Source organism: Streptomyces sp. SP18BB07, from assembly GCF_036322545.1.
Lineage (GTDB): Bacteria > Actinomycetota > Actinomycetes > Streptomycetales > Streptomycetaceae > Streptomyces > Streptomyces deccanensis.
In genome coordinates, this window is the sequence record NZ_JAQYWT010000319.1 from 245,875 (window position 1) to 263,876 (window position 18,002).

At 70.5% G+C, this 18,002-nt stretch carries 18 protein-coding genes; 6 read left to right on the forward strand and 12 right to left on the reverse strand.

Annotated elements, in window-relative coordinates; translation table 11 throughout:
* Positions 1-44: 44 nt before the first annotated feature.
* The 5 genes from rlmB to PUR53_RS23245 all read right to left on the reverse strand — a co-directional run bounded on the left by rlmB (position 45) and on the right by PUR53_RS23245 (position 4,856).
* Positions 45-986, reverse strand: a complete 942-nt coding sequence (rlmB, locus tag PUR53_RS23225; RefSeq protein WP_329900007.1) for a 23S rRNA (guanosine(2251)-2'-O)-methyltransferase RlmB — start codon at positions 984-986, stop codon at positions 45-47.
* 125 nt (positions 987-1,111) lie between these two features.
* On the reverse strand, positions 1,112-2,515 hold the full coding sequence (gene cysS, locus PUR53_RS23230; protein WP_329900008.1) for a cysteine--tRNA ligase: 1,404 nt from the start codon (positions 2,513-2,515) through the stop codon (positions 1,112-1,114).
* A 230-nt stretch (positions 2,516-2,745) separates the two neighbouring features.
* Positions 2,746-3,276: a 2-C-methyl-D-erythritol 2,4-cyclodiphosphate synthase gene (gene ispF, locus PUR53_RS23235; protein ID WP_329900009.1), complete on the reverse strand. Its 531-nt coding sequence runs from the start codon at positions 3,274-3,276 to the stop codon at positions 2,746-2,748.
* On the reverse strand, positions 3,266-4,030 hold the full coding sequence (ispD, locus tag PUR53_RS23240; RefSeq protein WP_329900010.1) for a 2-C-methyl-D-erythritol 4-phosphate cytidylyltransferase: 765 nt from the start codon (positions 4,028-4,030) through the stop codon (positions 3,266-3,268). Before ispD ends, ispF begins: the two co-directional genes overlap by 11 nt.
* A 343-nt stretch (positions 4,031-4,373) precedes the next feature.
* Positions 4,374-4,856 carry a CarD family transcriptional regulator gene (locus PUR53_RS23245; protein WP_003953493.1) on the reverse strand — a complete coding sequence of 161 codons (483 nt, stop codon included), beginning with the start codon at positions 4,854-4,856 and terminating at the stop codon, positions 4,374-4,376.
* A gap of 620 nt (positions 4,857-5,476) precedes the next feature.
* On the opposite strand from PUR53_RS23245, the gene PUR53_RS23250 reads away from it, so the two are divergent.
* Positions 5,477-6,169, forward strand: a complete 693-nt coding sequence (locus PUR53_RS23250; protein WP_329900011.1) for a copper chaperone PCu(A)C — start codon at positions 5,477-5,479, stop codon at positions 6,167-6,169.
* Between the two features lie 82 nt (positions 6,170-6,251).
* On the opposite strand, the gene PUR53_RS23255 is transcribed toward PUR53_RS23250, so the two are convergent.
* Both PUR53_RS23255 and PUR53_RS23260 read right to left on the reverse strand, forming a co-directional pair.
* Positions 6,252-6,932, reverse strand: a complete 681-nt coding sequence (locus tag PUR53_RS23255) for a response regulator transcription factor (RefSeq protein WP_009340348.1) — start codon at positions 6,930-6,932, stop codon at positions 6,252-6,254.
* Positions 6,929-8,194, reverse strand: coding sequence for a sensor histidine kinase (locus PUR53_RS23260; RefSeq protein WP_329900012.1), 1,266 nt, complete (start codon positions 8,192-8,194; stop codon positions 6,929-6,931). The genes PUR53_RS23255 and PUR53_RS23260 overlap by 4 nt, the downstream gene beginning before the upstream one ends.
* A 300-nt stretch (positions 8,195-8,494) precedes the next feature.
* On the opposite strand from PUR53_RS23260, the gene phoU reads away from it, so the two are divergent.
* Both phoU and PUR53_RS23270 read left to right on the forward strand, forming a co-directional pair.
* On the forward strand, positions 8,495-9,193 hold the full coding sequence (gene phoU / locus PUR53_RS23265; RefSeq protein WP_329900013.1) for a phosphate signaling complex protein PhoU: 699 nt from the start codon (positions 8,495-8,497) through the stop codon (positions 9,191-9,193).
* 581 nt (positions 9,194-9,774) lie between these two features.
* The gene (locus PUR53_RS23270; RefSeq protein ID WP_239755519.1) at positions 9,775-10,023 is read left to right on the forward strand and encodes an SCO4226 family nickel-binding protein; all 249 of its coding nucleotides are present in this window, start codon (positions 9,775-9,777) and stop codon (positions 10,021-10,023) included.
* Positions 10,024-10,544: 521 nt separating this feature from the next.
* Here PUR53_RS23270 and PUR53_RS23275 read toward each other — a convergent pair.
* Positions 10,545-11,042, reverse strand: coding sequence for a hypothetical protein (locus PUR53_RS23275; RefSeq protein ID WP_329909538.1), 498 nt, complete (start codon positions 11,040-11,042; stop codon positions 10,545-10,547).
* Positions 11,043-11,515: 473 nt separating this feature from the next.
* Here PUR53_RS23275 and PUR53_RS23280 point away from each other — a divergent pair, with 473 nt between their 5' ends.
* Positions 11,516-11,791: a ribosomal protein L7/L12 gene (locus PUR53_RS23280; RefSeq protein WP_329900015.1), complete on the forward strand. Its 276-nt coding sequence runs from the start codon at positions 11,516-11,518 to the stop codon at positions 11,789-11,791.
* Between the two features lie 107 nt (positions 11,792-11,898).
* Here the strand turns inward: PUR53_RS23280 and PUR53_RS23285 are convergent, their stop codons facing one another.
* Complete coding sequence (locus tag PUR53_RS23285; RefSeq protein WP_329900016.1) at positions 11,899-12,660, reverse strand: phosphoglyceromutase; 762 nt, start codon at positions 12,658-12,660, stop codon at positions 11,899-11,901.
* Positions 12,661-12,835: 175 nt separating this feature from the next.
* Between PUR53_RS23285 and PUR53_RS23290 the strand changes: the two genes are divergently transcribed.
* A complete protein-coding gene (locus PUR53_RS23290; RefSeq protein WP_329909540.1) occupies positions 12,836-14,308 on the forward strand; it encodes an MDR family MFS transporter in 1,473 nt (490 codons plus the stop codon).
* Positions 14,309-14,334: 26 nt separating this feature from the next.
* On the opposite strand, the gene PUR53_RS23295 is transcribed toward PUR53_RS23290, so the two are convergent.
* Complete coding sequence (locus PUR53_RS23295) at positions 14,335-14,808, reverse strand: DUF2000 family protein (RefSeq protein WP_443078248.1); 474 nt, start codon at positions 14,806-14,808, stop codon at positions 14,335-14,337.
* Between the two features lie 82 nt (positions 14,809-14,890).
* Between PUR53_RS23295 and PUR53_RS23300 the strand changes: the two genes are divergently transcribed.
* A complete protein-coding gene (locus PUR53_RS23300; protein WP_329900019.1) occupies positions 14,891-15,754 on the forward strand; it encodes an AraC family transcriptional regulator in 864 nt (287 codons plus the stop codon).
* Here PUR53_RS23300 and PUR53_RS23305 read toward each other — a convergent pair.
* Positions 15,696-16,214, reverse strand: coding sequence for a YbjN domain-containing protein (locus PUR53_RS23305; protein WP_329900020.1), 519 nt, complete (start codon positions 16,212-16,214; stop codon positions 15,696-15,698). The two genes, PUR53_RS23300 and PUR53_RS23305, sit on opposite strands and share 59 nt — an antisense overlap.
* A gap of 100 nt (positions 16,215-16,314) precedes the next feature.
* Complete coding sequence (gene mshA, locus PUR53_RS23310) at positions 16,315-17,655, reverse strand: D-inositol-3-phosphate glycosyltransferase (RefSeq protein WP_329900021.1); 1,341 nt, start codon at positions 17,653-17,655, stop codon at positions 16,315-16,317.
* Positions 17,656-18,002 lie beyond the last annotated feature (347 nt).

Sequence of the window (18,002 nt, forward strand, 5' to 3'; positions counted from 1 at the left end):
TCAAGGTGATCCAGAACGACCAGAACCCCCGGTCACAGCCCTTCTCAGGCCCTGCGGCGCGCCGCCTCGTACAGCACAACTCCCGCCGCCACACCGGCGTTCAACGACTCCGCGCCACCCGGCATCGGGATCCGCACCCGGAAGTCACAGGTCTCGCCGACGAGGCGGGACAGACCCTTGCCCTCGCTGCCGACCACGATCACGACGGGACCCTCCAGGGCCGCCAACTCGCCCACCTCGGCCTCGCCGTCGGCGGCGAGGCCGACCACGACGACACCGGCCTTCTTGTAGGCCTCCAACGCGCGCGTGAGGTTAGTGGCGCGCGCGACGGGCGTACGGGCGGCCGTGCCGGCGGACGTCTTCCACGCACCGGCGGTCATGCCGGCCGCGCGCCGCTCGGGCACGACGACACCGTGACCGCCGAACGCGGAGACGGACCGGACGACGGCGCCGAGGTTGCGCGGGTCGGTCACCCCGTCGAGGGCGACGATCAGCGGGTCCTCGCCCTCGTCGTACGCGGCGGCCACCAGGTCCTCGGGGTGCGCGTACTCGTACGGCGGGACCTGGAGGACGAGCCCCTGGTGGTTGAGGCCGTTGGTCATGCGGTCCAGCTCGGGGCGGGGCGCCTCCATGAGGTTGATGCCACCGCGCTCGGCCGCGAGCTGCAGCGCCTCGCGCACCCGCTCGTCGTTGTCGATGAACTGCTGGACGTAGAGCGTCGAGGCGGGCACGCCCTCGCGCAGCGCCTCGACGACCGGGTTGCGTCCGACGACCATCTCGGACGTGCCCTTGCCGCCCCGGCCGCGCGGCGCGGGCCGGCGTGCGGCCTGCTTCGCCTTGGCGTTGGCGATGCGGTTCGCCTTGTGCTTCTTGCGCATCTCGGCGGGCGGGGTCGGGCCCTTGCCCTCGAGACCCTTGCGCCGCTGGCCGCCACTGCCGACCTGCGCGCCCTTCTTGCCGGACATGCGGCGGTTGTTAGCGGCCATGACCTACCCGTCTCCTGAGAAGCGTGTGTGCGTACGCGTCGGGCGTACGTCGTCGTGTGTACGTAATGCAGTGTGCCGCCCGGAGGCCCGGGCGGCACAATCGATCAAGCGACCGGACGTCCGGCTCAGCGCGGGCCGAGCGTCCAGCGGGGGCCGTCCGGGCTGTCCTCGATGACCAGACCGGACTGGTTGAGCTGGTCGCGGATGGCGTCGGCGGTGGCCCAGTCCTTGCGGGCGCGCGCTGCCTCCCGCTGCTGGAGGACCAGCCCGACGAGGCTGTCGACGACCCCGTGGAGGTCCTCGCCCCGGTCGGCGCCGTCACCGGCCCAGTGCGCGTCCAGCGGGTCGAGGCCCAGGACCCCGAGCATGGCCCGCACCTCGGCGAGCCGCGCGACGGCCTCTTCCTTGTCGTCGGCGGCCAGCGCGCTGTTGCCCTGCCGGACCGTGGTGTGCACGACGGCGAGCGCCTGCGGCACCCCGAGGTCGTCGTCCATCGCCTCGGCGAACGCCGGCGGCACTTCGGCGGCGGGTTCGACGATTCCGCCGGCCTTCTCGACGACCCGCTGCACGAACCCCTCGATCCGGGCGAACGCCGACTCGGCCTCGCGCAGGGCGTCCTCGCTGTACTCGATCATCGACCGGTAGTGCGGGGTGCCCAGGTAGTACCGCAGGACGATGGGCCGCCAGTGCTTGACCATTTCGGAGACCAGGACGCTGTTCCCCAGCGACTTGGACATCTTCTCGCCGCTCATGGTGACCCAGGCGTTGTGCACCCAGTACGTGGCGAAGTCGTCGCCGAAGGCCTTGGCCTGCGCGATCTCGTTCTCGTGGTGCGGGAAGATCAGGTCGAGGCCGCCGCCGTGGATGTCGAAGGCGCTGCCCAGGTACTTGTGCGCCATGGCCGAGCACTCCAGGTGCCAGCCCGGCCGCCCGCGCCCCCAGGGCGTCTCCCAGGTGGGCTCCCCCGGCTTCGCCGTCTTCCACATGGCGAAGTCCCGCGGGTCGCGCTTGCCGGTCTCGCCCTCGCCGGAGGGCTGGAGCAGGTTGTCCAGCTCCTGGTTGGAGAGCTGTAGATACCCGGGGAAGGACCGCACGTCGAAGTAGACGTTCCCGTCGGCCTCGTACGCGTGTCCGCGCTCGATCAGCCCGCGCATCATCTCGACCATCTCGGTCACGTGCCCGGTGGCACGCGGCTCGTAGGTCGGCGGCAGGCAACCGAGCGCGCGGTAACCGTCGTTGAACGCGCGCTCGTTCTCGTAGCCGATCGACCACCACGGGCGGCCCTGGTCGGCCGACTTCGCGATGATCTTGTCGTCGATGTCCGTGACGTTCCGGACGAACGTCACGTCGTACCCGCGGTACTCGAACCACCGGCGCATGATGTCGAAGTTGAGCCCCGACCGGATGTGCCCGATGTGCGGGGCCGCCTGCACCGTGGCGCCACACAGGTAGATCGAGACACAACCCGGCGTGAGCGGGGCGAAGTCACGGATCTGCCGGGCGCTGGTGTCGTACAGGCGAATAGTCACGCCTCAAGAGTAGTAGCCCGTGGCCGGTGCCCCGCCCCGATCACCCCAAGGGCCACGCTTTCGTGACGTTCGGGAAAACCCACGCCCGGAACCCGCGCCCCGCAAGGGGCGCGGGGAACTGCGCGAGAAGCCCCCACCGCCCCGCACCCGACAACGCACCCAAGGGGGTCGAAGGGGCGCAGCCCCTGGAGGACGGGACGGGTAGGGGCGGCGGGGGCGAACTCCCGAGATCACCCCACCCGCACGACCAACGCGGTGGCGACGGCCATCAACCCCTCACCCCGCCCGGGAAATCCCAGCCCATCCGTCGTAGCCCCAGACACCGACACCGGCGCCCCCACGACCTCGGACAACACCTTCTGCGCCTCGTCCCGCCGCTTCCCGATCTTCGGCCGGTCCCCCACCACCTGCACCGCCACGTTCCCGATGACGAACCCCCCGGCCCGCACGATCCGCGCGGCCTCCGCCAGCAACGTCACCCCCGACGCCCCGGCCCACTCCGGCCGCCCCGTCCCGAAGTGCTGCCCGAGGTCCCCCATCCCGGCCGCGGAGAAGAGCGCGTTGCACGCGGCGTGCGCCACGACGTCCGCGTCGGAGTGCCCGGCGAGCCCCGGCCCCTCCCCCTCCCACTTCAGCCCGGCGCACCACAGCTCCCGCCCCTCCTCGAAGGCGTGGATGTCGGTACCGATCCCGACCTGCGGCAACACCACGGAACCCGGCAGCGAACCCGGCAGCGCCCCCGGCGCCGTCTCAGAACCCATCGTTCAGCCTCCTGCGCGCCAGAACCGCCTCCGCGAGCACCAGGTCCAGCGGCCTGGTCACCTTGAACGCCTCCTCGTGCCCCGGCACGACCACGACCCCGAGCCCGAGCCGCTCCACCATGCTCGCGTCGTCGGTCACCTCCCCGGTGACCGTCTCGTGCGCCCGCACCAACGTCTCCCGGTCGAACCCCTGCGGCGTCTGCACGGCCCGCAGCCGCGCCCGCTCCGGCGTGGCGACGACCGGCTCCGGCGCCCCGGGCGCGCCCGTCGGCTCGACCTCCTTGACCGTGTCGGCGAGCGGCAGCGCCGGCACCACGGCCGGCGCCCCGTCCCGTACGGCCTCGATGACGGCGTCCACCGTGTCGACGGGAACCAGGGGACGGGCCGCGTCGTGGACGAGGACGATGTCGAAGCCGGGCGGCAGCGCGTCGAGCCCGAGCTTCACCGACTCCTGGCGCGACTCACCCCCGGGTACGACGAGGAAGTCCGTGCGCTCGGGCAGCGCGTGCGCGTCGAGGAGGCTCTTGACCTCGGGGGCGCCGTCGGGCGGCGCCACCACGATCACCAGGGACACGGCACGGGACGCGGCCATGGCCCGCACCGCGTGGATCAGCATCGGAGTGCCGTTCAGCGCGCGTAGCGCCTTGGGGGCGCCCGGACCGAGGCGTACGCCCCGGCCGGCGGCCGGGATCACGGCCGCCGTACGGGTCGCCGTACCGGTTCCGGAGGGGGAAGGGCGCGATTCGTCAGACATCGGTTCCTGTCAGGTTTGTGTGCTCGGCCTACGTGGGTATGGCCACAGCGTGCCGGGCGCGACACCTTGACCGGACCCTTCCGTGACATCTGGTCGAGCCAGCTGCCCGGGCCCGGCACGCCAAGTACGAGTACCGCGTACTCATGAGCACCGGGGCACGCCAAGTATCGCCAAGTATCAGGGACCCATTCAGGCGTACGGCATCCGGGTACGAGCATGCCGCAGCGCCCGGCGACATCACCTATGTCATCGGGCACCGCGGCATTTCGATGTGCTGTGCTGCTGCACTGAACGGCTGAGCGGGCTGGCTGCCTGCCACAGGTCAGTTCGAGACGCAGTCAGTTCAGGACGCGAGGACCTCGTCGAGCAGAGCCTCGGCCTTGTCCTCGTTGGTGTTCTCCGCGAGGGCCAGCTCGCTCACCAGAATCTGGCGGGCCTTGGCGAGCATGCGCTTCTCACCGGCGGACAGTCCGCGCTCGCGCTCACGACGCCACAGGTCACGCACGACTTCCGCGACCTTGATGACATCGCCGGAGGCGAGCTTCTCCAGATTTGCCTTGTAGCGACGCGACCAGTTCGTGGGCTCCTCGGCATACGGTGCGCGCAGCACCTCGAAGACCCGGTCCAGGCCGTCCTGCCCGACCACATCACGTACGCCGACGAACTCCGCATTGTCCGCTGGCACACGCACCGTCAGGTCGCCCTGAGCGACCTTGAGCACCAAGTAGGTCTTGTCCACGCCTTTGATCTGGCGAGTTTCGATGGCCTCGATCAGCGCGGCCCCGTGATGGGGATAGACCACGGTGTCGCCAACCTTGAACGTCATGTGACAGGTACCCCTTCCGTGGCTATCCAGGGTAACACGGATTCGGCGGGTTCTGAATGGCGTTTTCGCAGGTCAGGGCATATCTCGGGGCTTGACAACTGCAACAGGAACGTGCTGCGGGGCCCGAACGGAAGAGGGTATTCGCAGGTGGGAGCGGCTCTCCGGGCGGAGTGAAACGCGTACGTTACACGCATCCGGAGGACGCCGGGAGCATCCTAACGTCCCGCTTTGTCCGACTCCAAGTGTGCGACTTCCGCTACTCCGTTCGATGCAAGGAGTCGGGTACGAGACGAATCCGGAATTGATCAAGGAGTTCTGTCCACGGGCCCTGTTCCGCCGTTACCGGATCGTGTTCTTACGCTGTTCCGGCGACGTTCTGGCAGTTGATCGATTTTTCGTGGCGGAGCGCATTCCCCGAAGGAAATCCAGAACCCGACGGCGACGAGATCGACGACGGTTTTGCGAATGCCGACCGGAGGCGGGCGTGACGTGTCCGTCAATTGCTTCCGGTGACATGTCGGGGACTTGGGGAGGGTCGGGTGCGGCGGCGACGGGACGGCTCGGTAACCTAAGGCCGCTACAGACCACGTACCGCCCACGTTCTAGGAGTTGCCGCCGCCGTGAGCAGCAGCCTTCGACGCGGCGCCCTCGCCGCCGCCGCCATCGCGTTCTCGATCGCCTCACTCGCCGCGTGCGCCGCCGGCAACAACGCCCAGACCCTGGAGATCAAGCCGGACAACGCGGCCACCAGCGTCGGCGACATCAAGATCCAGAACGCGATCGTGGTCACCCAGCCCGGCACCGAGACCAAGGGTCCCGCCGTGGTCTCCGCGACGCTGTTCAACGCCGCATCGACCGACCAGACCCTGGACTCCGTCACCGTCGAGGGCGCGGGCACCGTCGAGCTCACCCCCGCCAAGGGCAAGGGCAAGGGCGGCAAGGTCGTCGTCCCGGCCGGCGGCTCCGTCATCCTGGGCGGCGAGGGCAACGCCTCCGCGGTCATGGACGCCACCGACGGGGTCAAGGACGGCAACGCCCAGAAGGTCACTTTCGAGTTCAGCGAGACCGGCGAAGTCACCCTGCGCGCCTTCGTGGTCCCCGCCGAGCACTACTTCGAGAAGTGGGGCCCGACCGACATCCCCGAGGCCCCCGTCGGCAGCGCCTCCCCGTCCGAGGAGACCACCGGCTCCCCGTCTCCGGACGGCACGGGCTCGCCGTCCCCCGACGGGACGGCCGCCGAGGAGGAGGGCACCGCCGCCGGCTCCACGGCGTCGCCGTCCGTCTCGGCCTCCGAGGAGACCACGGGCCACTGAGGCCCGCATCCGTACGCCGAAGGGCGGCACCCCCGGGAGGGGTGCCGCCCTTCGGCGTACGGCGTGCGTGCGGCCGTAGGGCCTACGGCTCGAACTTGTACCCGAGGCCACGGACCGTGACCAGGTAGCGCGGCGCACCCGGGTCCGGCTCGATCTTGGCGCGGAGGCGCTTGACGTGGACGTCGAGGGTCTTGGTGTCACCGACGTAGTCGGCGCCCCAGACGCGGTCGATGAGCTGCATACGGGTCAGGACGCGGCCGGCGTTCCGCAACAGCATTTCGAGCAGGTCGAACTCCTTGAGGGGGAGGTCGACCTTGGAGCCCGAGACAGTGACCACGTGACGGTCGACGTCCATACGGACGGGACCGGCCTCCAGCGCGGCCGGGGTGACCTCCTCGGGCTCGCCGCGGCGGCGCAGTACGGCCCGGATACGGGCGACGAGCTCGCGGGAGGAGAAGGGCTTGGTGACATAGTCGTCGGCTCCTATTTCCAGGCCCACGACCTTGTCGATCTCGCTGTCCTTGGCGGTCACCATGATCACCGGGACATTGGAACGGCCGCGCAGCTGACGGCAGACCTCGGTGCCCGGCAGGCCGGGCAGCATCAGGTCGAGCAGGACGAGGTCGGCTCCGTTGCGCTCGAACTCGTCGAGGCCGTCGGGTCCGGTGGTCGCGATGGCGACCTCGAAGCCCTCTTTGCGGAGCATGTAGGACAGGGCGTCGGAGAAGGACTCCTCGTCCTCGACGACGAGCACTCGGGTCACGGAAGGACCTCCGGGGCGGGAAGCGGGTCGTACGGTCCGTACGGGGATGGGTCGGGGTGAGGCTGTCCGTCCTCGTCGTCGAGGTCCGGGTGCGGGTCCGCGCGGTCGCGGGTCGCGCCCGCCTCCGGCAGCCTGAGGGTGAATGTGGAGCCTTGTCCCTCCGAGCTCCACACCGTGACCTCCCCGCCGTGCGAGGCGGCCACGTGCTTGACGATCGCGAGACCGAGACCCGTACCGCCGGTCTGGCGGGAACGGGCCGGGTCCACGCGGTAGAAGCGCTCGAAGATGCGCTCCTTGTCCTTGTCCGAGATGCCGATGCCCTGGTCGGTCACGGCGATCTCGATATGGTCCCCGCCGGGCGCGGTCACCCGGCGTGCGGCTATGCCGACGCGGGTGCGGGCCGGGGAGTAGTTGACGGCGTTCTCCACGAGGTTGCCCAGGGCGGCGGCCAGCTGACCGCGATTGCCCCAGACACGCAGCTCGGCGGTGCCGCCGGCGGCCATGGTGATCTGTTTGGTCCCGGCCTGGTGGCGGCAGCGGTCGACGGCCTCGGCGACCAGCTCGTCCACCCGAACGGGCTCGGCGTCCTCCAACGGGTCGTCGTTCTGCACCCGGGAGAGGTCGATCAGCTCCTGCACGAGGTTGGTGAGCCGGGTGGCCTCGATCTGCATGCGCCCGGCGAACCGCTCCACCGCCTCGGGGTCGTCCGAGGCGCCCATGACGGCCTCGGAGAGCAGGGAGAGCGCGCCGACAGGCGTCTTCAGCTCATGGCTGACGTTCGCGACGAAGTCCCGCCGCACGGCCTCTATCCGGCGGGCCTCGGTGAGGTCCTCGACCAGGAGCAGCACGAGCCGGGAGCCCAGCGGCGCGACCCGCGCGGAGACCGCGAGCGCCTCGCCGCGTCCGGTGCCGCGCCGGGGCAGGTCCAGCTCGACCTGTCGTATCTCGCCGTCGCGACGGGTGTCGCGGGCCATCTTGAGCATCGGCTCGATGGACAGCTTGCCGCCCCGCACGAGCCCGAGGGCGTACGCGGCGGAGCTGGCCTTGACGACGGCGTCCGCCTCGTCGAGGACGACGGCGGACGAGCGGAGCACGGACAGCACGGTGTCGACGCCGGGCGGGAGCACCGGGTCGGTGTGCAGGGAGGTTCTGGTGGGACGCTTCTGCTCGCGCTCGCTGATACGGAACGCCAGCATGGCGATGACGCCGGTGAGTACTCCGGCGATCGCAGCCGCTGCGGCGACCGCCGCGTTCACGTCCATGCATCCAGGTTAGGCACGAGGTCGGACATCCCCACAGCGATCGGAGGGCGACCTCGAACACTCGTCGCCCAGAGTTCACCTTGGAGCCAGTATTGGTTCATTTGGGGTGGCGGAAACGGACGCGTAAGGGCCGGAACGTGGGAGCGTGGGAATCGTCCGGGGCCCACCGGTCACCGTTCGCCGTCGCCGTTCACGCGGTGGTCGGGGTACGGCCGTCCTGGCCCGGCCTGGCGGAACGGCTTCCGGAACGGCTTTCCTGGTTACCCACGAGCAGAACGTACGTAAGAGAGGGACACCCTGATGCGGGACGCGTACCACGAGGAACTTGACTCGATCGGTGAGGGCCTGGTCGAGATGGCCCGACTGGTGGGGTCGGCGATCGGTCGCGCCACCACGGCGATGCTCGACGCCGACCTGAAGCTGGCCGAGAGCGTGATCGAGGCCGACAAGAAGGTCGACGACCTCCAGCACGACCTGGAGGCCCGCGCGATAGCCCTGCTGGCCCGGCAGCAGCCGGTGGCGACGGACCTCCGTATCGTCGTGACGTCGCTGCGTATGTCGGCCGACCTGGAGCGTTCGGGTGACCTCGCCCAGCACGTGGCCAAGCTGACCCGGCTGCGCTTCCCCCAACACACGGTCCCGCGTGACCTGCACGCCACGATCCTGGAGATGGGCCAGCTCGCGCAGCGCCTGATGGCGAAGGCCGCCGAGGTGATCATCACCAAGGACGTCGACCTGGCACTCCAGCTGGAGAGCGACGACGACGCGATGGACCTGCTCCACCGCACGCTCTTCCAGCACCTGATGGACGACCGCTGGAAGCACGGCATCGAGACCGCCGTCGATGTCACCCTCCTCGGCCGGTACTACGAGCGTTTCGCGGACCACGCGGTGTCGGTCGCGAAGCGGGTGGTGTACCTGGTGACGGGCGAACACGCGGACGAACTCCAGGCGGACATCCAGCCCGTGCAGCCGGTCGCGGGGGTGGAGGGGGCGTAGGCCTCCCGGCGCTCGATGGTCGGACGGGGCGTGTGAACGCCTCCATGCGCCGTTGATGCGCCCGGCTGAACGGGCTTGGAATGGGGCAGTCAACGGGCGAGGGCACCACCTCGCTCTTTGGATTCCGATGCGCTGCCTTTGGATCCCGATGCGCCGCCTTTGGATTCCGATGCGCTGCCTTCCATCCCTTCGCCTTCCATCCCTTCGAGGAGGGACCATGGCCGAATCCCCCGCCAGCCCCAGCACGCCGGACCCGACACAGGTCCGGGACACCCATCAACCCGCCGACCTCAAGACCCTGCCTCTCTTCGGCGCCTGCGGCTGCGGCTCGGGATGCGGGTGCGGGTGCCAGTCCGGCAACCCGTGTCAGTGCGGCTGACACCGACCAGCCGACCTGCCGATCAGCCGCGCCGGCTCTGCTCGTACGCGGGTGAAGGGGCCCGTCACTCGTGACGGGCCCCTTCACTCATGTCCGCGCGGGCTGGCGACTGCGGCTGCGGAGTCGCCAGCCTGCGGAGTCGCCCGTACGGCGGTACGGGCGCAGCATGGGGAGGGGGCCGGTGGCTGAGGAGGTAGGGGACATGACCAAGTTCATGGACGTGCACCACAACATGAAGGGCATCACGGAGGACCAGCTGCGTGCCGCGCACCAGGCCGACCTCGATGTCGAGAAGGACGAGAACGTCCACTTCGAGCGGGCCTGGGCCGACCCCGCGTCCGGCACCGTCTACTGCCTCTCCGAGGCCCCCTCCGCGGACGCGGTCCAGCGCGTCCACGAACGCTCGGGCCACATGGCGGACGAGATACACCCGGTGCCGCTGACGATCTAGCGGTGCACTGCGCCGGCCCCGATCACGTGCGGCGCGGACGGGCCGGCGCGGACGGGCCGGCGCGGACGGGCCCGCGCGACGAGCGTGCGCGGGCTTTCGGTCGGTGCGCTCAGCCGCTTCACCACCTCCGCACGCCCTGTCCGGTGAGGCTAGCCGGATGGAAGCATCCCCTTGCCGCAACCGGCGGGAACAAGGGGGGTTCTGCACATGTCCGTAGTGATGTCGATGCACTGGCCTGAGGTGGCTCCGGAGCAGTACGACACCGTGCGAGACGCGGTCGACTGGGAAGGGGTACCGGCGGCCGGGGCCAGATCCACGTGGCCTGGTTCGACGACCAGGGGCTCCACGTCACGGACGTCTGGGAGTCCCAGCAGGCATTCGAGACGTTCTTCGCGGAGCGCCTGGCCCCCGTGATCGAAAAAGCGGCCCTCCCAGGCACCCCTACCGCGAAGCCGCGGCTAGGGGGCCTACTCCGGCTTCGGACGGCCCAGGGACAGCCCAGGGACGGCCCGGGCTCTCGCTCATCGGCCCTCCTCGGAGGCAGTGTCGCCGGCTGCTGTGGCTCGCCGGCGCGCCCGCATCGCCGATCGCAGAGCTTCGAGTTCGGTTCGGGGGAATGGCCGGCCCCACTGGGCCTCATACGCTTCTTCGCCCTGCTCGTGATCAATTCGGTCGAAGGCCCGGAGGGCAGAGCGTGCGAGCGCCGTGACAGTGTGGCGTCCGCACCAGAGAACAGCCCCTGAGCTGTCCGGAGCTTGGGCGTCGTCTGCCAGGACCAGACGGACATCGACCGTGGACCCGTCTCTGTGGAAGAACCACCGGTACACCTGTGGTTCTCCCTCCAACTCGGCGCGTGCTTCGTCGTCACCGAGGACGAGTCGGGCAACGGCGTGGAGAAACTCCTCGGGCGCGTCTGTGAGGTAAGAAGCGATGGCCTCTGCCTCGCCGTGCTCATCAGCCACCTTGACGACTGCCCAGCCATGACTGCCCAGCGTCCATGTGATCGCTAGAGAGGTCATCTCCCCTCCTCCCACATGACTCTATGGATTCAAGGCCGCCCGACCGAGCCCTCAGCGCGGGAAGGTGCGGCTGTCTGGGGCGGGTTCGGGCGCTGTGTAGGTCGCTAGCATCTTCGCTGTTGCAGGGGGAGTCGTGGCCTCGGTCCGCGAGGGATCACGTCGGATCGTTGTCGACGACACGGCCTACCGCTGGCTGCTGTGAGGCCGGCCGACATACTTCCAGGGCCTGGCCGGGTCGCCGTGCACGTTCGCGGTCGAGCATGCCGAAGGCGCGTTCTGGCATTCGTCCCACTCGCACGCCTGTTCTTGATGACTTGCGAGGGGCTCTGGGAGCCAAGACCGGCTTTCTGATGTACGCCGACGGCGGCGTACCGGGGCTGCTGGGTGAAGCGCCGTCCTCGACGCCACCAAAACGGTGCGACGTGACCGCTGAGGGCTCGTACGCTCCGAACCGGAAAGGGGCGGGGAGAACCATGGCGGACGAGTACTTCTTGCTGGTGTGCGACGACGTTCCCCATGACGTGGTGCTCACCGACCCCGGCGTCCGCGTGATGGACGTCGCCCAGGTCGTGCGTCGGCTGACGGGGCTGAGCCTCTGGCGCAGCAAGATGCTGGCGACGCAGGTTCCGGCCGTCGTTCTCACCTGTGTGCCGGAGGAGGACGCGGCGGCAGCCGTCTCAGCCCTCGACGATGCGGGAGCCCAGGCGGAGGCGAGAGAGCGGCCGGAGCCGTACTTCCCGAAGCGCTGAGCACGGCCCGATCGACCGGCTCACGCCTCGCCAGAGACAGCCCAGCCCCCACCAAAAAGCCCCCGTTCTGCAAGGAACCCGCAGGTCGGGGGCTTTCAGGCGTCTGCTTACTTCTTCTTGCCCTGGTTCTTGACCGCCTCGATGGCGGCTGCGGCCGCGTCGGGGTCGAGGTAGGTGCCGCCGGGGGTGACCGGCTTGAAGTTGGCGTCCAGTTCGTAGGCGAGGGGGATGCCGGTGGGGATGTTGAGGCCGGCGATGTCGGCGTCCGAGATGTCGTCGAGGTGCTTGACGAGGGCGCGGAGAGAGTTGCCGTGGGCGGCGACGAGGACCGTGCGGCCGGCCAGGAGGTCGGGGACGATGCCGTCGTACCAGTACGGCAGCATGCGGTTGACGACGTCCTTGAGGCACTCCGTGCGGGGGCGCAGCTCCGGCGGGATCGTCGCGTAGCGCGCGTCCGCCGCCTGGGAGAACTCCGAGTCGTCCGCGAGCGGGGGCGGCGGGGTGTCGTACGAGCGGCGCCACAGCATGAACTGCTCCTCGCCGAACTCGGCGAGGGTCTGGGCCTTGTCCTTGCCCTGGAGGGCGCCGTAGTGGCGCTCGTTCAGGCGCCAGCTGCGGTGGACCGGGATCCAGTGGCGGTCGGCGGACTCGAGGGCCAGCTGCGCGGTGCGGATGGCGCGTCGCTGGAGGGAGGTGTGCAGCACGTCCGGGAGCAGGCCGGCGTCCTTCAGCAGCTCACCGCCGCGCGTCGCCTCCTTCTCGCCCTTCGGAGTCAGGTTGACGTCCACCCAGCCGGTGAACAGGTTCTTCTCGTTCCACTCGCTCTCGCCGTGGCGGAGGAGGATCAGCTTGTACGGTGCGTCGGCCATGGCCCCGAGCGTAATCGACGGCCGAGAAGCGTCATACGTCCGGCCGACAGGCGGACACCCCCCTGCTCCCTGCCCATGACAGTTGACTGGGGTTGTTAATTGGGTGGCTCGGGTCTCTCCCCCGTTCGTAAGTTGTGTTCGCCGCTTTAGCCGCTTACGCCCGTGGGGGAGCTCCATGCCACTCGTCGCCGCCAGACGTGCCGTCCGCGAAACGGTCTCGGGGCTGCCCCGCGAGTTCTGGTGGCTGTGGACCAGCACGCTGGTGAACCGGCTGGGCGCCTTCGTCGCCACCTTCATGGCGCTGTACCTGACGCTGGACCGCGGGTACTCCGCCTCGTACGCCGGACTCGTCGCCTCGCTGCACGGGCTCGGCGGCGTCGTCTCCTCGCTCGCCGGCGGGGTCATGGCCGACCGGCTCGGGCGGCGGCCCACCCTGCTCGTCGCACAGGTCTCGACAGCGTTGTCGGTCGCGCTGCTCGGCTTCGTACGGGATCCCGTCGCGATCGCCGCCGTCGCCTTCCTCGTCGGCGCCGCCAGCAACGCGTCGCGCCCGGCCGTGCAGGCGATGATGGCGGACATCGTCCGGCCCGAGGACCGCGTCCGCGCGTTCTCCCTCAACTACTGGGCCATCAACCTCGGTTTCGCCATCTCCTCCATGGCCGCCGGGTTCATCGCCGAGGTCAGTTATCGCGCCGGCTTCCTCCTCGAGGCCGGGATGACGCTGACCTGCGCGATCCTCGTCTTCCTGAAGCTGCCGGAGTCACGGCCGGAGAGCGGGACGGCGGTGGGGAAGACCGGCGGCGCCTCGGACGCGGTCGGGCTCGGGACCGTGGTCCGCGACGGGCGGTTCATGGGCGTCGTCGGGCTGTCCTTCCTCGTCGCGCTGATCTTCCAGCAGGGGTCCGTCGGGCTGCCGGTCGCGATGGGCGAGGCCGGCTTCACGCCGGCGGACTACGGTCTCGCCATCGCCGTCAACGGGGTGCTGATCGTCGCCCTCCAGATCCCGGTCACCCGGTTCATCGAGCACCGGGATCCGGGGCGGCTCCTGGTGGTCTCGTCCGTGCTCGCCGGGTACGGCTTCGGCCTCACCGCCTTCGCCGGATCGATCGGGGTCTTCGCCCTCACGGTCTGCGTCTGGACCCTCGCCGAGATCGTCAACGCGCCGACGCAGACCGGCGTCGTCGTCCGCCTCTCCCCCGCCCAGGGGCGCGGCCGTTACCAGGGCATGTACACGATGTCGTGGTCCGTCGCCGCGCTGGTCGCTCCGCTCATGTCCGGCGTCGTCATCGACCGGTGGGGCGCGGAGTGGCTGTGGGGGTGGTGCGCGGTGATCGGGACCGTGGCGGGGGCCGGGTACTGGGCGCTGATGCGCCGGATGCCGGGGGTGGGGGAGGGGCCTGACGGCACGGGGATTGACGGCACGTTGCCTGACGGCGTGGGGGCTGCCGTCGAGAGGGCTGCCGTCGAGGGGGCGGGCAGTGAGGGGGCGCCAACAGCAGTTGGGGAGACGACCGCCGTCGGGGAGCAGGTCCCCGGAGAGCCGGTCCTCGAAAGGCCGGTCCCCGGGAAGCAGGTCAGCGGGGAGGCCGTCGTCGAGCGGCCGGTCGGCGGGCGAGCCGCTGTGGGGGAGGCCGCCGGTTCGGTCTGAGCACGGCGGCAGTGGCCACGGCGGTCTCACGGATGCATCCGTGCCCCCTTCACCACCTTGTCCACCCCGTTGCGCGGGCCGTAGACCGCCAACCCCACCAGGTCCAGCTCGCCCGTCGCGACGGACCGTACGGCTGCCCGGTTGTCGCGGTCGTTGCCGGTGGCGAACAGGTCGGACGTGAAGAGCGCGCGGGGGAGGGCGCGGGACAGCGCCCGCGCGTGCGCCGTCTTCAGGACCTCCTTCGTGGCCTCGAAGACGAGGACCGGCTGCCGGAACATCGGGAGGTAGGCCGTCCCGTCGGCGTCCTCGTACGGCTCGCCGATCACCTCGGGGACCGCCGGGCCGATGCCGCTGACCAGGAAGGACGTGACGTTGAGGCGTTGCCAGGTCGCCAGGTCGTCGCGGAGGAGGACGGCGATCTTGGTGTCGAAGCGGACGGGCGGCGGCACATCCACAGGGGGCTCGCTACGGGTCGCACTACGGGTCTCGCCAGGGGGCATGCCAGAGGTCTCGCCAGGGGTCTCGCTGTTCATGGGACGAGACTGCCGAACGGCGTACGACCCCGTCTTGTACGTTCTTTGCATGCGCCCCCAGCGTGAAGTCTCCGCCTGGCGACCCCGTGTGCCCGGCATCGTCGAGGTGTTCCACGCGCACTACACCGAGTACGCGTACCCGATGCATGTGCACGACGTCTGGACGCTGCTGATCGTCGACGACGGGGCCGTGCGCTACGAGTTGGACCGGCACGAGCACGGCACGCCGGGCGACACGGTCTCGTTGTTGCCGCCGTTCGTGCCGCACAACGGGGAGCCGGTCACGGACGCGGGGTTCCGTAAGCGGGTGCTGTACCTGGACCCGGCTTCGAGCGCGTCGGTGTTGGACGAGAGCCTCATCGGGGCGGCGGTGGACGGGCCCGACCTGCGGGATCCGCTGCTGCGGCGGCGCGTGGCGGAGTTGCACACGGCGCTCGCGCGGCCGGGGGACGAGTTGGAGGCGGAGAGCAGGCTGGCGCTCGTCGGGGAGCGGCTGCGGGGGCATCTGGGGAGGGGTCCGGGGAGGAATCCGCGCAGGCCGGCCGCGGATTCGAGGCTCCGGGGATCTGGTGGTCGTACCGTCGCCCATCGGCTCCGTGAACTCCTCGACGAGCGGGTCGCGGACGGGATCACGTTGGAGGAGGCCGCGGGGACGGTCCAAGCCCACCCCGCGCATCTCGTACGGGCGTTCGGCGCGGCCTTCGGGATCGCGCCGCACCAGTACCTGATGTCCCGTCGGGTGGAGCGGGCCAGGCGGCTGCTGTTGGAGGGCATGCGGCCGAGCGAGGCGGCGGCGGTGGCCGGGTTCTACGACCAGGCGCACCTGACGCGGCACTTCAGGCGGTGGGTGGGGGTCACCCCCGGTCGCTATCGGGGCGGGTCTCCGACGTCACGTCACGCGTCAGGTGGCTGAACGCCTCCAGATTGCGGGTCGGTTCGCCTCGGGAGACGCGCCAGGCGTACTCCCTGCGGATCGCGGAGGCGAAGCCCAGTTCCAGGAGGGTGTTGAAGGCGCCGTCGGCCGCTTCCAGGACCTGGCCGAGGAGGCCGTCGATGCCCTCGGGCGTGACGGCGGAGAGCGGCAGCCGGGCGGTGACGTAGATGTCGCCGAGCGGGTCGACGGCGTAACTCACGCCGTACAGCTTGAGGTTGCGCTCCAGGAGCCAGCGGTGGACGCCCGCCTCGTTCTCGTCGGGGTGGCGGATCACGAAGGCGTTGAGGGAGAGGGAGTGGCGGCCGACGATCAGGGAGACGGTCGTCGAGAGTTTGCGGGTGCCGGGGAGTTTCACGACGTAGGAGCCGGGTCCGGGGCTCTCCCACTCCAGCTCGGCCTCGTTGAGGACCTGCTCGATGATCGACGCTTCGTCAGCCATGGGGCGAGCGTACCCGCCGGTACGAGCGGGTCGACGGGGGAGCCGCGCGGAGCCGTCGCCGAGGGGCCGGGCGAAGCCGTCGCCGAGGGGAAGGCGGGGTTCACCCGTGGTGGGCGCGCACCCGGTGGCGGCGGTGGTCCTGCAGGGCCGCCGTGTACACGTCCGCGGTGGCGGCCGCCGACGCGTCCCAGCCGAAGGACTCGGCGTGGCGGGCGGCGGCCGCGCCCATCCGGGTCTGCAGGTCGGGGGCGTCGGCGAAATCGCGCAGCACGCGCGCGTACGCGACGGGATCGTGGCCCTGGACCAGGAAGCCCGTCTCCGTGTCCCGCACGGCGACCGGCAGGCCGCCGACCGCGGCCGCCAGCACCGGCGTACCGGCGGCCTGCGCCTCGATGGCGACCAGCCCGAAGGACTCGCTGTACGACGGCATGACCAGCACGGACGCCGCCCGGAACCAGTCCGCGAGCTGCTCCTGCCCGACGGGCGGCCGGAACCGTACGACGTCGGCGATGCCGAGCCGCGCGGCCAGCTTCTGCAGGCCCTCCGGCTTGGCGAGCCCGCTGCCGCTCGGTCCGCCGACCACCGGCACGACGATCCTCGACCGCAGCTCGGGGCGCTCGGCGAGGAGGACGGCGACGGCGCGGAGGAGGACGTCGGGGGCCTTCAGGGGCTGGATACGGCCGGCGAAGAGGGGGATCAGGGCGTCCTGGGGAAGACCGAGGCGCGCCCTGGCCGCCGCGCGGCCGTCGGCGGGGCGGAAACGGTCGAGGTTGACGCCCGGGTGGACGACGGCGACCTTGGCCGGGTCGGCCTCGTAGTGGCGTACGAGTTCGTCGGCTTCCTCGGCCGTGTTGGCGATGAGGCGGTCGGCGGCGCGGACGATCTGGGTCTCGCCGATGACGCGGGCGGCGGGCTCGGGGGTGTCGTCGGCGGCGAGCGCGGCGTTCTTGACCTTGGCCATCGTGTGCATGGCGTGCACCAGGGGGACGCCCCAGCGTTCGGCGGCGAGCCAGCCGACCTGGCCGGAGAGCCAGTAGTGCGAGTGGACGAGGTCGTAGTGGCCGGGGCGGTGGCCCGCCCAGGCTTGCGTCACCCCGTGCGTGAAGGCGCAGAGCTGGGCCGGGAGTTCCTCCTTGGCCAGCCCTTCGTAGGGGCCCGCGTCGACGTGCCGGACCAGGACGCCGGGCGCCAGCTCGACCGTGGGGGGCAGGGCGCCGGTCGTGGCCCGGGTGAAGATCTCCACCTCGATGCCCTGTGCGGCCAGCCGCTGCGCCAGCTCCACGATGTAGACGTTCATCCCGCCGGCGTCGCCCGTGCCGGGCTGGTGCAGCGGTGACGTGTGCACCGAGAGCATCGCGACCCGGCGCGGCTTCCGGTGCAGCCGAAGCCGCCCCGCGCCGACCGGGGAGCGTCGCCCGAGCCTGCTGACGTAGTGGCTCACGTGGCGTTCCTCCTCGCTCCGGGCATGCCGTGGGGAGGGCATGGGGTCCCTCTCGGGAGGGGGAACGCCGGAGGAGGCTGTTCCATTTCCTCTTTGCGTAATTATTACTGAGCTTCGCTCAACCGTTCGATGGTTTGGGGAGTGGGCCGAGCTGGGTGGAGTGGGCTGAGCTGGGTTTGGGGGCCGGGCAGCCGTCGAGGGGGCATGCGCCGCGGCCGGGGGGCGGCGAGGGGGGCGGGGGTACGAGGCCGGAGGGCGGCGGTGGGGCCGGAGGTGCGCAACCGGAGGACGGCGGTGGGGGCCGTGCCGGGGCCGGCCGGGGTGAAGGCGGTGGGACGCGAGGCCGG